General features: G+C 64.9%; 12 protein-coding genes. 4 read left to right on the top strand and 8 right to left on the bottom strand.

Features of this window, described 5'->3' with window-relative positions; all coding sequences use genetic code 11:
• Nucleotides 1–112 precede the first annotated feature (112 nt).
• Together N5B55_RS13205 and N5B55_RS13200 are read left to right on the top strand one after the other, a co-directional pair.
• Nucleotides 113–1,321, top strand: a complete 1,209-nt coding sequence (locus N5B55_RS13205; RefSeq protein WP_009241567.1) for a ribonucleotide-diphosphate reductase subunit beta — start codon at nt 113–115, stop codon at nt 1,319–1,321.
• A gap of 169 nt (nt 1,322–1,490) precedes the next feature.
• The gene (locus N5B55_RS13200) at nt 1,491–2,573 is read left to right on the top strand and encodes a M14 family metallopeptidase (RefSeq protein WP_304538404.1); all 1,083 of its coding nucleotides are present in this window, start codon (nt 1,491–1,493) and stop codon (nt 2,571–2,573) included.
• Between the two features lie 3 nt (nt 2,574–2,576).
• Here N5B55_RS13200 and N5B55_RS13195 read toward each other — a convergent pair whose 3' ends face one another.
• From N5B55_RS13195 to N5B55_RS13170, 6 genes are all read right to left on the bottom strand, one after another.
• Nucleotides 2,577–3,488: an EamA family transporter gene (locus N5B55_RS13195; RefSeq protein ID WP_304538403.1), complete on the bottom strand. Its 912-nt coding sequence runs from the start codon at nt 3,486–3,488 to the stop codon at nt 2,577–2,579.
• A 121-nt stretch (nt 3,489–3,609) separates the two neighbouring features.
• The gene (locus N5B55_RS13190; RefSeq protein WP_304538402.1) at nt 3,610–4,950 is read right to left on the bottom strand and encodes a peroxidase; all 1,341 of its coding nucleotides are present in this window, start codon (nt 4,948–4,950) and stop codon (nt 3,610–3,612) included.
• A gap of 117 nt (nt 4,951–5,067) precedes the next feature.
• Nucleotides 5,068–6,615: a methyl-accepting chemotaxis protein gene (locus N5B55_RS13185; protein ID WP_065856021.1), complete on the bottom strand. Its 1,548-nt coding sequence runs from the start codon at nt 6,613–6,615 to the stop codon at nt 5,068–5,070.
• A gap of 207 nt (nt 6,616–6,822) precedes the next feature.
• Complete coding sequence (locus N5B55_RS13180; protein ID WP_065856019.1) at nt 6,823–7,278, bottom strand: DUF2147 domain-containing protein; 456 nt, start codon at nt 7,276–7,278, stop codon at nt 6,823–6,825.
• A gap of 66 nt (nt 7,279–7,344) precedes the next feature.
• The gene (locus N5B55_RS13175; RefSeq protein WP_178961042.1) at nt 7,345–8,505 is read right to left on the bottom strand and encodes a collagen-like triple helix repeat-containing protein; all 1,161 of its coding nucleotides are present in this window, start codon (nt 8,503–8,505) and stop codon (nt 7,345–7,347) included.
• A 132-nt stretch (nt 8,506–8,637) separates the two neighbouring features.
• Complete coding sequence (locus N5B55_RS13170; RefSeq protein WP_178961041.1) at nt 8,638–9,447, bottom strand: collagen-like triple helix repeat-containing protein; 810 nt, start codon at nt 9,445–9,447, stop codon at nt 8,638–8,640.
• 768 nt (nt 9,448–10,215) lie between these two features.
• On the opposite strand from N5B55_RS13170, the gene N5B55_RS13165 reads away from it, so the two are divergent.
• Together N5B55_RS13165 and N5B55_RS13160 are read left to right on the top strand one after the other, a co-directional pair.
• Nucleotides 10,216–10,401 (top strand): hypothetical protein, encoded by a 186-nt coding sequence (locus N5B55_RS13165; RefSeq protein WP_139111010.1) that lies wholly within the window; start codon nt 10,216–10,218, stop codon nt 10,399–10,401.
• A 786-nt stretch (nt 10,402–11,187) separates the two neighbouring features.
• On the top strand, nt 11,188–11,763 hold the full coding sequence (locus N5B55_RS13160; protein WP_004632965.1) for a histone H1-like DNA-binding protein: 576 nt from the start codon (nt 11,188–11,190) through the stop codon (nt 11,761–11,763).
• 250 nt (nt 11,764–12,013) lie between these two features.
• Here the strand turns inward: N5B55_RS13160 and N5B55_RS13155 are convergent, their stop codons facing one another.
• The gene (locus N5B55_RS13155; RefSeq protein ID WP_009241557.1) at nt 12,014–12,481 is read right to left on the bottom strand and encodes a membrane protein; all 468 of its coding nucleotides are present in this window, start codon (nt 12,479–12,481) and stop codon (nt 12,014–12,016) included.
• A gap of 9 nt (nt 12,482–12,490) precedes the next feature.
• Nucleotides 12,491–13,426 (bottom strand): carbohydrate kinase family protein, encoded by a 936-nt coding sequence (locus N5B55_RS13150; RefSeq protein WP_178961038.1) that lies wholly within the window; start codon nt 13,424–13,426, stop codon nt 12,491–12,493.
• Between the last annotated feature and the right edge of the window lie 80 nt (nt 13,427–13,506).

The raw sequence follows: 13,506 nt of genomic DNA, 5'->3' as shown, positions 1-13,506 counted from the left end.
AAACAGTGTCTGAGGTTGCTCCCGCGCAAGCGGGGGCGCCCGGATCTGCACGACACTGGACTCGCGCTCCGAAAGAGCGGGAGCGACGAGCAAAGAATCAGGAGAAACACATATGCTGAGCTGGGACGACGACGTCAAACCTGCCGCACAACCTTCGGCTGCACCGCAGCCGGTGTATCAACCGCAGCCGCAACTGCAAACGGCCACCGCCGACCAGGGTGGCGTGCTGCCCCCGTCGGCCACGCAGGCCGCCGGCACGGGCATCCTCGGCAACAATCCGAACGCCGCTGCCGCACAGAACAACCGCCGCGTAAATGCCGCCGACAAGCGCGTCATCAACGGGGCCACCGACGTCAACCAGTTGGTGCCGTTCAAGTACAAGTGGGCCTGGGAAAAGTACCTCGCCGGCTGCGCGAACCACTGGATGCCGCAGGAAATCAACATGTCGCGCGACATCGCCTTGTGGAAAGACCCGAACGGTCTGACCGAAGACGAGCGCCGCATCATCAAGCGCAACCTGGGCTTTTTCGTGACGGCCGACTCGCTGGCCGCCAACAACATCGTGCTCGGCACGTACCGCCAGATCACCGCGCCGGAATGCCGTCAGTACCTGCTGCGCCAGGCGTTCGAAGAGGCGATCCACACGCACGCGTACCAGTACATCGTTGAATCGCTGGGCCTGAACGAGGCCGAGATCTTCAACGCGTACCACGAAGTGCAGTCGATCCGCGACAAGGACGAGTTCCTGATCCCGTTCATCGACACGCTGACCGATCCGTCGTTCAAGACCGGCACGCCTGAGAACGACCAGAAGCTGCTGAAGTCGCTCATCGTCTTCGCCTGCATCATGGAAGGCCTGTTCTTCTACGTCGGCTTCACGCAGATCCTGGCGATGGGCCGTCAGAACAAGATGACCGGCGCCGCCGAGCAGTACCAGTACATCCTGCGCGACGAGTCGCTGCACTGCAATTTCGGTATCGACCTGATCAACCAGATCAAGCTGGAGAACCCGCACCTGTGGACGGCCGAGTTCAAGGCCGAGATCACGGAGCTGTTCAAGAAGGCCGTCGACCTGGAATACCGCTACGCAGAAGACACCATGCCGCGCGGCGTGCTGGGCCTGAACGCGCCGATGTTCAAGGGCTACCTGCGCTTCATCTGCAACCGTCGCTGCCAGCAGATCGGCCTCGACGCGCTGTTCCCGAACGAAGAAAACCCGTTCCCGTGGATGAGCGAGATGATCGACCTGAAGAAGGAGCGCAACTTCTTCGAGACGCGCGTGATCGAGTACCAGACCGGCGGCGCGCTGTCCTGGGAGTGATCTGAGTGAGCTAGCCGCTCAACGCTCGTTCGACCCGGCATCAACGTAGACAGGCGACGCACCACGCGTCGCCTGTTTGCATTTGGGGCGATCGATTCACGTGCGTGCGATTGCGCCGCACCTGTCAGACATGGCAGGCTGCGGCAACCACTGCCCCGGGATTCCCGCCATGACGGTCGAAGCCTTCTTCTCGCAGACCTACGATGAAGCCCGCGGCAAGTTCCTCGCCGCTGCACAGGCCCGGGGGCTCCGCATCGAGCGTCATCTGCATCCGGATGCGGTCGGACCATCCGGCGAACAGCTTTCCATCGACACCGCGCTGCTCGCACCCGCGCAGGCGCAAACGCTGCTGATCGTCACCTCGGGCGTCCATGGCGTGGAGGGGTTCTGCGGCTCCGGTTGCCAGACCGGTTTGCTGCAAGACGACGAACTGTTCGCGCGGCTGGCAGGCGCCGACGTAGCGCTGCTGCTGGTGCACGCGGTCAACCCGTACGGGTTTGCGCACCTGCGGCGCGTGAATGAAGACAACGTTGACCTGAACCGCAACAGCGTCGACTTTGCGGAGGCCGCATCCGCCAACCTGGCCTACCTCGAAGTCGATCCGCTCCTGCTGCCGCACACGTGGCCGCCCAGCCAGGCCGACCAGGCAGCGCTGCAGCACTACATGGTCACCCGCGGTGAAAAAGCGCTGCAAGACGCCGCAACGAGCGGTCAATACCGCGTGCCGGACGGCATGTTCTACGGCGGCAGCGCTCCGTGCTGGAGCACGCTGCAGATGCGCGGGATCGTGTCGCGGCACGCGGCCGGCATGTCCCGCCTAGTGTGGATCGACCTGCATACCGGGCTCGGCCACTACGGCCACGGCGAGAAGATCTTCAACGGCCCAGATCCCGCCGAACTTGAGCGCGCCATGCGCACGTGGGGCGCCGATGTCCAACCGATTGCGGCGGCAGGTTCGGTATCGTCAGTCGTCAAGGGCGATCTGGTCGGCATCGCGTACGAACTGCTGCCCCGCATCGAGAAGACCTGCGTGACGCTGGAGTTCGGCACGCTCGCACCGTTGGCGGTGTTGCAGGCGCTGCGCGCCGATCATTGGCTGCATCGGCATCCGGAGCAGGGCGCCGGGCAGCGCACCGGCATTCGCCAGGCGCTGCGTGATGCGTTTTATTGCGATGTGCCCGAATGGAAGGGAATGGTCTACGCGCAGACACGCATGGCGGTTCTGCAAGCGCTGGCGCGGTTTTCCGGCTAGGCGTCAGGCGACGCCGGCAGGGTCCGGCGAAGGCTTGGGCGCCCGCACCGTGAGTGCACATCCTGCCGACGCGGCGATGATGGCCAGGATGGCCACCCACTGCCGCCCGGTCAGCTGCTCGTGCAGAACGATTGCGCCAGCCAGCGCGCCAATGGCAGGCTCCAGGCTGAGCAGCACGGAAAACGTCTTGCCCGGCAGGTGCTTGAGCGCCATCATTTCCAGCGAATACGGGATCGCGCTCGATAGAAGCCCGATGCCCAGCCCCGCCAAAATGAGCGACGGCGAGAGCAGCGCCGATCCGGCCTGCGCCACCCCAAACGGAATCGCAAACAACGCGCCCACGACCATGCCGAGCGACGTCGCCTGGCCCGCGTGCAGACCGCCGAGGTTCTTGCCGGTCAGGATATAGAGCGCCCAGCACACCCCGGCGGCGAGCGCATACACAGCGCCCAGGTGGTCAACCTGGCCGACCGACTTGTCCGCCACCGTCAGCATGAGCAAGCCGACCACCGCCAGCCCGATCCACACGAAATCCAACGCGCGGCGCGACAGCAGCACGGCCAGCACCAGCGGCCCTGTGAATTCGATGGCGATGGCAATGCCGATCGGCAACCGCCGCAGCGACAGATAGAACAGCAGGTTCATGCTCGCCAGGGTGACGCCGTACAGCGCAATGCGGCCGGCATCTGCGCGGCCCAGGTGCAGGCGCCAGGGCCGCCAGAACGCCAGCAGGATCGCCGCGCCGATCGTTACGCGATATGTGACCGTGCCCGCTGCGCCCAGCACCGGGAAGAGCGTCTTGGCAAACGAGTTACCGAGGCACACAGAGGCCATCGAACCCATCAGCGCAAGTATGGGCATCCAGGGGGAGGTTGTTGGCGTGGTAGTAGCGGGGGCGGGAGCAGCGGGAGACATAAGCGACAGCGGGGCGACGGCAGGAAGTGCGGCAGGGCAACGCCACAGCATAGCCGCGCACTGCCGAGAAATCGTTGCGTTCTCGGCGGCGCGGGCGTCGCTTTTTATCGGATTGACGAACTTACAGGGTGGCTGCGCTGGGGCGGATCACGTCGATCAGCAACACGCGCTGGCCTTCGCGTTCGCCATCGGGGCGCGGCGTCACACCGCGCTGCGGGCGCGGGGCGGCCAGCGGTGCCGGGTCTTCGGCGCTCATGCCGAAGACGGCCAGTTTGGAGGCTGCAATACGCTGCAGCGTGCCGCGCACGCCGGGCACATCGAGGTCTTCGGGGTCGAAGCCGGTGGTGGCGGTCCAGTCGTCGCGGGCGATGTCCTGCAGACCGTTCGCCATCTCGAACTGCAACGACGCGCCAAAGCCTTTCTGCAGCGAGTGCGAGCCGAGCAGGTATTCCGCCGTCAGGAAGCCGCGCAGCCGCGTCCAGAACGCCAGCGAGCTGATGTTGCCGCTCTTGAGCGCGTGGCTCGGGGCGACTTCCCAGCTGTGGTCGAGCAGCTTGTTGATGAGGCGGCCCCATGTCGGCACGTCGGTGCCGGCGGAACAGTCTTCGCCGGGACCTTCCGGCCGTGCGAGCTGGCGCAGCAGGCCGGTGAACGAACCAGAGGTGGCAGCGCCGCCCGCTTGAGGGCCGGAAGGCCAGCGCCATTGCAGTGGTGAAGCCGGACGGGCGCCGGGCCATTGCGCGTGCTGCTGCAGGCCTGTGCAGGGCGTCAGGTAGCGCCACTGGCGCTGGTCGCGGCCAACGCGGCGCAGCGGATCCAGCTCGGTCGAAAGGTCGAACTTGCCCAGGAACGTTGCATTGCGCGACTTGATCGGCGAACGCGCATAGACGTTGAAGTCGGGCCAGCCTTCGTACAGGTTGATCTGCGGCAGGGCGTGGTGCTTGTCGAGCGCGTCGTCGGGCTGGTCGATGCGGCGGCTGGTGAGGAACAGCGCCCGGCAATCGAGCGTCGGCACCGCGCCTCGCAGGCGCATCAGCACGAGCAGATCGCCGAATTCCGCTGGGCGTGATTCGGCACGCGCCGGATACGCGTGCGGTTGCTCGTCAGGCCAGAAAGTGGTCAGGCGCAGGGCCGACCCCGGGAACGCGCCGCGCAATCCTTGCCGGAGCAGGCGCAGGCCGTCGGGGTGACGCAGGATGCGCAGGACGGAAAGGTCGTCGCGCAAGGCGGCGTCGGGGTGGGGCGCGCGGCCGCCGTGCTCTGCGGACAGCGCAAAGCGCCACAGCGCGGTATCGCTGGCAAGATCGTGTGCAGCGACATCGCGCACCGCACTGGAGCGGCCGCCGGACATCGGCTCATGGGCGTCGCCGGCAGTGTCTCCTGCTGCGGCGTAGACGCTGGTGGTCGACCCGGCAATCGCGCCAAGAAGGCCCCTGAATGGCGGCCGGTTGCGCTCGGGCATGGCTATTCCAACTATGTTTTATCGGTTCTCTGGCGGGCAGCATAGCACCATGCGACACGTCCGAGAACGGCACAGCGCCCCTCCCCTGGTTGGGAACGGGGCGTGAAATCTTGGCGATCAGGCGGTACGGAACGACGCCACCGCGTCGCGCAGCACCTGCGCCTGCTCTTCCAGCGACAGCGCAGCGGCCGCAGCCTGCTCGACCAGCGCGGCGTTCTGCTGCGTCACCTCGTCCATCTGCGTGACGGCCTGGTTGACTTGCTCGATACCGGCGCTTTGTTCGTCGGAGGCCGAGCTGATCTCGCCCATGATGTCGGTCACGCGCTTCACGGCGATCACCACCTCATCGATCACGCTGCCCGCTTCGGCCACCAGCGTCGTGCCGTTTTCCACGCGGCCGACGGAATCGCCGATCAGCTCTTTGATCTCCTTGGCTGCAGTGCCTGAGCGCTGCGCGAGGTTTCGCACTTCGCCGGCCACCACGGCAAAGCCGCGGCCCTGTTCGCCGGCGCGCGCCGCTTCCACGGCAGCATTGAGCGCCAGGATATTCGTCTGGAACGCGATGCCTTCGATCACGCCGATGATGTCAGCAATCTTCTTGCTGCTTTCGTTGATGCCGGCCATGGTGTCGATCACACGGCCGACCACTTCGCCGCCCTTGGCAGCGATGTCCGACGCCTTGACCGCCAGCGTGCTGGCCTGACGGGCATTGTCGGCGTTCTGGCGCACGATGCTCGTCAGTTCTTCCATGCTCGACGCGGTTTCTTCCAGAGACGAAGCCTGCTCTTCCGTGCGCTGCGAGAGATCGGCATTGCCGGCTGCGATCTGCTTGGTGGCACTCGCAATCGAATCCGCCGATGTCTTGATATGGCCGATGGTGCCGGTCAGCTGCTGCTGCATCTGCGCCATGGCGACCAGCATGCTGTCACGGTCGCCGGCGCGGGTTTGGACCTGCACGGCCAGATCACCGCCGGCAATGCGCCGTGCGACCTCCGTGGCGTAGCCCGGCTCGCCGCCCAGTCCGCGCTGCACGTTGCGGATGATGAGCGACATGGCCAGCGACACCGCGCCGCCCACCAGCAGAATGACGATCAGGTTCGCGACGAGTGAATGGCGATATGCCGCGTCGACTTCCTGCAGGAAGACGGCGCTGGAGAGGTTCCAGTCCCACGGAGCAAAGTGCTTTACGTAGCCGATCTTGGGCAATGCCGTTTCGCTGCCGGGCAGGCGGCCCTGGTATTCGGCAAAGCCGAAGCCCTTGTCTTTGGCGGCGTTGACGATGGTGGGGTAGACCAGTTTGCCGGTCGGGTCCTTGAAGCCCGCGGTGCTCTTGCCGACCATGTCCGCCAGCGTCGGGTGCATCAGCAAAATGAACTGCGAGTCGACCACGAACAGATAGCCCGTGGTGCCGAACCGCATGGTCGCCAGCGTCGCCAGTGCGGCTTTCTTGGCATCGGCTTCGCTCATGGCGCCGGATTGCGCGCGGCCGTAATACAGCTTGGCGACGCCTTCCGCAGCGTCCACCAGGTTTTGCAGCCCGACCTTGCGCTCCTCGAGCATGGTGGCGCGGGTCTCCATCGCGCTCCAGATGCCGACGCCGATCAACCCCAGCCACATCACGGCCAGCGCGAGGCGCAGTTTCGCTTTGAGTGTCCACTGTCGCATGTCGCGTTTTCTCCACTTATTGTTTGACGACTCCGCATCGGTGTAACGGCGAGGGAGACGTCTTCTTTAATAGAGAGAGACCGCGCGCGCACTGTGCGGATTTCCGCAAAAAGAAGGCGCCGGCTTGCACCGGCGCCCGAAGAGACGGCGCCCACCCACAGGGAGGGGCACCGCCGCGCGTTGGGAAGTTCTGTTATCGGCAGGGGATCATTGCTCGCGAATCCAGGTCTGCGTGCGGCCCAGCAGGCTGATGCCCAGGAAGCCGCGCACATTGAGCTTCTGACCGTCTTCCGACAGCGACATCTTGGCGCTGTAGACCTTGCCGTTTTCCGGGTCCAGGATCTGACCGCCATCCCAGTTGTTGTTGCCGTTCGGCTTCAGGCCCGTCAGGATCGTCAGGCCCTTGATCGGCTGGTCCTTGCGGTCGTCCGTGCACTTGGTGCAGGTCTTGTTCTCGTCGCCGGGCACCAGGATCTTGGTGACCTTGCCCGTGAACGTGCCACCGTTGTCGACGATCGTCACTTCGCCTTTCTGTTTGCCCGTGTTGTCGTCAATGGTCTTCCAGGTGCCGGCGGGGGTGGCTTGCGCGAAGGCGCTGCCAGCTGCCAGTGCGAGGGCCAGTGCGCCAGCCAGGCGCGCGAGAGCATGGGGGGTATGTTGCATCGTGGAGTCTCCTTGTTGTCAGTCAAAAGAATTGGTGAGGGCTGATCGGTGATGCCGGCGCTGGGATCAATGCGCGCTCAACGCACCGGTCAGGGGTGACAGCGGATTGCTGCCGGAGCCGCCGGCGGCGTTTGTAACGCCACCCAGCGCATTCGTGATCGGGGCGAGCGGGTTGCCGCTGCCGGCAGCGCCGGTCAGTGCGCTCGTGACCGGCGCCAGCGGGTTGCTGCCGCCGCCCGACAGCGCACCCGTCACCGGGGCGAGCGGATTGCTGCCACCACCGAGGCCACCGCCAAGCGCGCTTGTGATCGGCGCCAGCGGATTTGTCGAGCCGCCGCCGCTGCCGCCGTTGACCAGGCCGCCGGCGCTGGCCACCGTGCCGCCGACGGCGCCGACCACACCGCCCACGTCACGCGTGAGCGGATTGCCGCCGGCCGCGCCGACTTGCGCACCGGCGCTCTGCAGGCCGCCGCCAACCGTATTCAGCGCACCGGCCAGGGGCCCGCCGAGCATCGTCGTGCTGCCGACCGTCTGCGTGCCGTTCACGAGCTGCGACGACAGTGGCACGATCGCGTTGCTCGTCTGCTGCGTGATCTGTTGCACCGGGCCGCTCGACGTGCCGATCGTGACGAGCCCGCCAGCACCCTGCATCACCTGACCCAGCGCCGACACACCGCTGCCCACTGGCGAGGTCACCGGATTCAGCGGCGCCAGCGGGCTGCCGGCGGCACCCAGATCCGAGACGGTCTGCCCTGCGTTGCCGACCGTCACCCCAGCGGAGCGGATCACGTCGCCCGAACTCTGCACCGTGGAGCCGACCGGGTCGGGCGTCGAGCCGATCTTGCCGAGCCCATTGCCGATACCGCCGCCCAATGTCTGGACCGTGTTGCCGGCGGAGGTGACCGTCGCGCCCAGATCCTTCTGCGCTGCCGTGCCGCCGACGACAGGCACCGGCGCCGTGCCGATGGTCGTGCCCAGGTCGCTGACGGTCTTGCCCGTCTGCGTGACGACGTTGCCGCCGCCGCCGGCGACGTTGCCGACCGGCACTGCGCCCGGATTGTTGTTGGCCGTCGATGAAGGTGTCGTATCCCCGTTCGGGTTGCCGCCCGAGGCGCAACCGGCCAGCGTCAGCACCGCCACCGCAGCCGCTGCCAGCAGCGTGCGCTGCGCTGAAACGATGGGGGACGAATCGGAAGAAGAAGCGTGGAGCGGGTTCTGAATCTTCATGGTGAGTCTCCTTGTAAGCGCGGCCCGTACCGCGTGTCACCGCTGGGCCAGAAGAACGCGCATCTGGCGTCCAGCGGGTAGCATTCGCCTGCGTTTGCCGTCGAATGCAAAGAAAGTTTTACAGAGCGGTGGCTAGTGATGCGCGCCGGATGCCACACCCGACAGCACACCGCCAACCAACCCGCCAACCGTCGTGCCGACGCCGCCCAATCCGCCCAGTGGACCCGTCGCAGCCGAACCGCCGCTGCTGACCGCGCCAACCGAACCGAGCGCACCAGCACCCGGCAATCCTGCAGTCAGCGAACCGACTGCCGTCGTGACCGGCGCAAGCACACCACCGAGGGCACCGGTCAGCGCACTACCCGGCGCACCACCCGACGCACTGCCGGCTGCAGACGGCGCCGTCGGCGAGACCATCGTCGACAACCCGGTGGTGAGCGAACCGAGCGCACCCACCGTGTTGCCCAACGTCGACACCAGCCCGTCACCCTTGCCGGCCGTCGTGATCGTGCGGCCCTCGCTGCCAAGCGCGCCGCCCAGCGTCGCCAGCACGTTGCTCACAGGTGCGCCCAGCCCAGTGGCAGCGCCCAGCGTTTGCGTGGCGGAAGTCAGCGTGCTGGTGAGCGGCACGATGGCGGTGATGGTGGTGGTCGTCACCTGCTCGACAGGGCCGGTCAGCGTCGCGATGGGCGTGCTGCCGGTCGACCCGGTGCCACCCGTTGCATTGCTGCCGTTGTTGTTCGACCACGTGGGCGATGTCGATGCAGTGATCGCCGGCTTGGATTGCGAATTGCCGCCGCCGCCAAGCGACGCTCCCATGTCGCCGCTGCCCGAATTCGCGCAACCGGCCAACATGGCGAGCGATGCCGTCGCCAGCACGCACCGCAGGAATACTCCGCGCTTCGGCGGATTCGATTTCGACAAGAACGCTCGATCGCGCATCTTGTGCCTCCACTACTCAGAACAGAACGCTCGTTGGACCCCTTCTGTCTTGCGCTCTTTGCTCGTCGGGTTTGTCGTCGTCAGCCATGTGGGGTTGGCGACGACCTCCCTGTCTTGTCACGGGCCACGCGCAGGCTCGTGCCACACCGCGCGATCGATGCCGTGCTGATGTGGTGAGCGGATCGTGAAGTGAAACCGAATGGCATGACAATCAGCGCCAACCTGACACCCGGATTTGCGCTCGCAGCAATTTGTGCAATCGGTCCGGAAAAAAGCGCCAACGCAAGCCTTTCTTCGGGCGATGGGGCCGCAGCAAAAATAGGCTCTGGATTGCCGTAGAACAATCCTTCTATCGTCGCAAAACAGCGTCGTTTCAAACGCGATCGCATGCACTTTTCAGCGAGGGGCTGAGCAGGGTTTTCCCGGGATGGCCCATCGCGAGAAGCGTGGAGCGAGTCGCGCTTTTCGATGTCGTGCGCGCACGCAGATCGGCATCGTCACGATCCGAGGTCGGCGTCGCGCGCGTCGACATCAATCGGGCACGCGCGGATTCGAGTCGCGCTCACGCACGCAGCGATGCTTCTGCTCCATCGCAATCCGCTCGCACGGGATGAGCGGCACGCGATTTGCGGTAGCTCCACGCATGCTGTTGGTCTTCGTAATGGCATCGATATCGCACGGTACCGATCGAAGGTGAGCGCGATGTATCGGCAGCGTCGAACGACATGCTCCGCACGTCGATATGCACGCGTCGATCGCACCGATCGCGTGCGCATCGACGTGTTGAGCGCGAAAAATTCGCACGCGCTGTCGCATCTACGCATCGTTTTTTTCGACACGCATCGCGCAGCGCGCGCGTCGTCGCGCACGATGTTGGCGAAAGCGCGCGATGCACGTGCATCTGATCATGAGGCGCGCGCGCGCAACATCGTGTGTTGCTGTAAACCGGCATAACCATTGGGTTTGCGGGACACGCGTGTCAACGTGGAGCAACGCCGCAACGTGATGTTACGACGCAAGAAAATGCGCCTTCTCGACATCGATCTGCGCGCATGCGCGATGCGAATCGCAGCGACGCACAGACGCAGCGCAATCCTTCACCAAAACTCACGGCGCTTTTTGCATAAATCTCTTAACATCACTGCGCAAACGAATTATGATTCGCCTTGACAAGACGTTGACTTCGATGCAAGGGACCTTCGCGCGATCAACGACGATGAAGTTCCAAGCGGCAAGTGAAAGGTAGTCGAGGAGCGTAACCACTTTGATGCACGCCACGCCGACAGGGCTGTTTGAACTCGGTGCCGTCTCTGCGATCCCCCCGTCGGGATGGGCGTACTACCCCCAAAAGAAAACGCGCGCTCTCCAGTTTTTCGCTGTCCGTAAAGTCACGCTGCAGGCGGCTTTGCGGTCTACGCAGCGATTCGCGCAAGATCAGATTTCGACCGGTGTGGCCACGATGCCCCGGTCCTCTCAATTGATGAAGACTCGCCGGATGCATTCTGTCTGGCCGACTGTGGCTGCGTTCGTGCGCGCGGCCGGGGCGTGTAACTTGCTGCGTGTGTTCACCGCGCAAGCTGCAGATCTTCCTACCGAATTCATTAGCGTGCGACTGCCGTTTGGTGGCGCGCCGATGAATCGCTCGCTCGGTTGGTCTGGCGGTGCCAATGCATCGTGGGATCGGGCCGGTCGGGTTGCTCAATCTCGATAGTTCGATACCCAATCTTGAAGGAGTTTCCCATGGCAACTGCTGCTAAGAAGAAACCGGCCGCCAAGGCCCCGGCCAAGAAGGCCGCTGCAAAGAAGGCTCCGGCCGCCAAGAAGGCTGCTGCAAAGAAGGCTGCTCCGGCCGCTAAGAAAGCCCCGGCCAAGAAGGTCGCAGCTAAGAAGGTCGCTGCCAAGAAGGCCCCCGCCAAGAAGGCCGCAGTGAAGAAGGTTGCAGCCAAGAAGGCCCCGGCCAAGAAAGCTGCAGTGAAGAAGGTTGCAGCCAAGAAGGCTCCGGCCAAGAAAGCCGCAGTGAAGAAGGTTGCAGCCAAGAAGGCTCCGGCCAAGAAAGCTGCAGTGAAGAAGGTTGCAGCCAAGAAGGCTCCGGCTGCCAAGAAGGCTGCTGCCAAGCCTGCTGCGAAGAAGGCTGCCGCCAAGAAGGCCCCGGCTGCCAAGAAGGCCGCTGCCAAGCCTGCAGCGAAGAAGGCTCCGGCCAAGAAGGCTGTTGCCAAGCCCGCTGCTGCTCCGGCCGCTGCACCTGCTGCACCCGCTGCCAAGACCGCGCTGAACCCGGCTGCGGCATGGCCGTTCCCGACCGGCAACCGTCCGTAAGTCATTCTGACGACGGTGATCCTCCGGGACCACAGCGGCGCGCAGGTCGCGCCCTCCTGATCGGATACCGCGTATCCGGTCCGCAAGGCCTTGGTGTCTTGCACCGCCCGCCGATCGGCTCACGCCCCGGCGGGCTTTTTCTTGCCCGCGCATCGCGCCTGCGTTTCGCGCGAACAAACAAAACCGCACCGGCGCAATGCCGATGCGGTATTTCCGGTGAACCCCTCGTGTATCGGCCGAGTATCGTCGATCAGTGCGTGACGCGCGTCACGCCACCCGATGAGAGCAGGCGCACGCGCTCACCAGGGCGGAACGCCTCGTCCGCGTCTTGCGTGATCGCACGGTACTCGCCGTTGTCGAGCTTGACGGTGATTTCCAGGCCCGGCCGCTTGTTCATCTGACCTTCGAGCGCGCTGCCTGCCACGCCGCCGAGAATCGCACCGAGCACACCCGCTGCGACCGAGCCGTTGCCGCGGCCGATGGCGGCAGCCGAACCGATGCCGCCGATCGCGCCCCCGGCAATGGTGCCAACGCCCGTCTGTTCACGGTCGATCACGACATTGCGCACGGAATCCACCGTACCGAAGCGCACGGTCTGCTCGCGCTGCGCCTGACCCGAGGTGTAAGCGCTGTTGGAATTGGTGCCCATGGCGCAGCCTTGCAGCCCAAGGGCGGCGACCAGCAGAGTCGCGGCGCCGATGCGATAGATGGGTTTCATGTTCGTTCCTTATTGATACCGGTACCCGAAAGCGGATTCAAAGCGCCGCGCAATTTCGTCGACGGGCAGGCCGTGATTCTGCGGGCCTTGGCAAGCAATCTTGAGTGAGCCCATCAGGCTGGCGAGGCGGCCGGTGGTGTCCCAGTCCAGGCCGTTCTCGATGCCGTAGAGCAGGCCGCCGCGGAATGCGTCGCCGCAACCGGTCGGGTCGACCACACGTTCGGCCGGCACGACCGGGATAGTGTACTGCTTGCCGCCGGCGTAAATCTCCGCCCCTTTCTCCCCGCGCGTGACGATGTAAGCCTCGACGCGCTGCGCAAGTTCTGCCGCACTGTAGCCCGTGCGTGACAGCATGACCTGCGCTTCGTAGTCATTGACCACGACGTAGCTGGCGAGTTCAACGAAGTGGCGCAGGTCGGCGCCGTCAAACAGCGGCATTGCCTGGCCCAAATCGAAGATGAAGGGCACGCCGGATTCGGCGAACTGGGTCGCGTGGTGCAGCATGCCTTCGCGGCTGTCGGGGCCCACCAGGCCAAGCCTTGCCGGCAGCGCGTTCTTGACCGAATTGATGCTCGAATGGCTCATCGCGCCGGGGTGGAACGCGGTGATCTGGTTGTTGTCGAGGTCGGTCGTGATCATTGCCTGCGCGGTGAACGTATCCGGAACCTCCGTGACATGCGCCGTCGAGATGCCGAGGTTTTTCAGGTAGTCCAGATACGGACCCGCATCCTGGCCGACCGTGCCCATGATGATGGGCTCGCCGCCCAGCATTTTCAGCGTGAAGGCGATGTTGCCTGCGCAGCCACCGAACTCCCGGCGCATGGTCGGTACCAGGAAGGAAACGTTCAGGATGTGAATTTTGTCGGGCAGGATGTGTTCGCGGAAGTGTCCGTCGAACGTCATGATGGTGTCGTAGGCAACCGAGCCGCAGATCACGCTGGCCATATTCAAGCACTCCAGATATGACACGGCCGCCCAGTGGACGGCCGTGCGATGAACGAGAGACCGGACGCCGGTCTCGATGC

It is taken from the genome of Ralstonia pickettii, assembly GCF_030582395.1.
In the GTDB taxonomy this organism is placed as follows: domain Bacteria; phylum Pseudomonadota; class Gammaproteobacteria; order Burkholderiales; family Burkholderiaceae; genus Ralstonia; species Ralstonia pickettii_D.
This window is presented reverse-complemented; position numbering and strand designations above follow the sequence as displayed.

What these genes read in the sequence shown, in the direction of transcription:
- N5B55_RS13205 (WP_009241567.1), top strand. Translation starts at nt 113, where the DNA reads ATGCTGAGCTGGGACGACGACGTCAAACCTGCCGCACAACCTTCGGCT.
- N5B55_RS13200 (WP_304538404.1), top strand. Translation starts at nt 1,491, where the DNA reads ATGACGGTCGAAGCCTTCTTCTCGCAGACCTACGATGAAGCCCGCGGC.
- N5B55_RS13195 (WP_304538403.1), bottom strand. Translation starts at nt 3,488, where the DNA reads ATGTCTCCCGCTGCTCCCGCCCCCGCTACTACCACGCCAACAACCTCC.
- N5B55_RS13190 (WP_304538402.1), bottom strand. Translation starts at nt 4,950, where the DNA reads ATGCCCGAGCGCAACCGGCCGCCATTCAGGGGCCTTCTTGGCGCGATT.
- N5B55_RS13185 (WP_065856021.1), bottom strand. Translation starts at nt 6,615, where the DNA reads ATGCGACAGTGGACACTCAAAGCGAAACTGCGCCTCGCGCTGGCCGTG.
- N5B55_RS13180 (WP_065856019.1), bottom strand. Translation starts at nt 7,278, where the DNA reads ATGCAACATACCCCCCATGCTCTCGCGCGCCTGGCTGGCGCACTGGCC.
- N5B55_RS13175 (WP_178961042.1), bottom strand. Translation starts at nt 8,505, where the DNA reads ATGAAGATTCAGAACCCGCTCCACGCTTCTTCTTCCGATTCGTCCCCC.
- N5B55_RS13170 (WP_178961041.1), bottom strand. Translation starts at nt 9,447, where the DNA reads ATGCGCGATCGAGCGTTCTTGTCGAAATCGAATCCGCCGAAGCGCGGA.
- N5B55_RS13160 (WP_004632965.1), top strand. Translation starts at nt 11,188, where the DNA reads ATGGCAACTGCTGCTAAGAAGAAACCGGCCGCCAAGGCCCCGGCCAAG.
- N5B55_RS13155 (WP_009241557.1), bottom strand. Translation starts at nt 12,481, where the DNA reads ATGAAACCCATCTATCGCATCGGCGCCGCGACTCTGCTGGTCGCCGCC.
- N5B55_RS13150 (WP_178961038.1), bottom strand. Translation starts at nt 13,426, where the DNA reads ATGGCCAGCGTGATCTGCGGCTCGGTTGCCTACGACACCATCATGACG.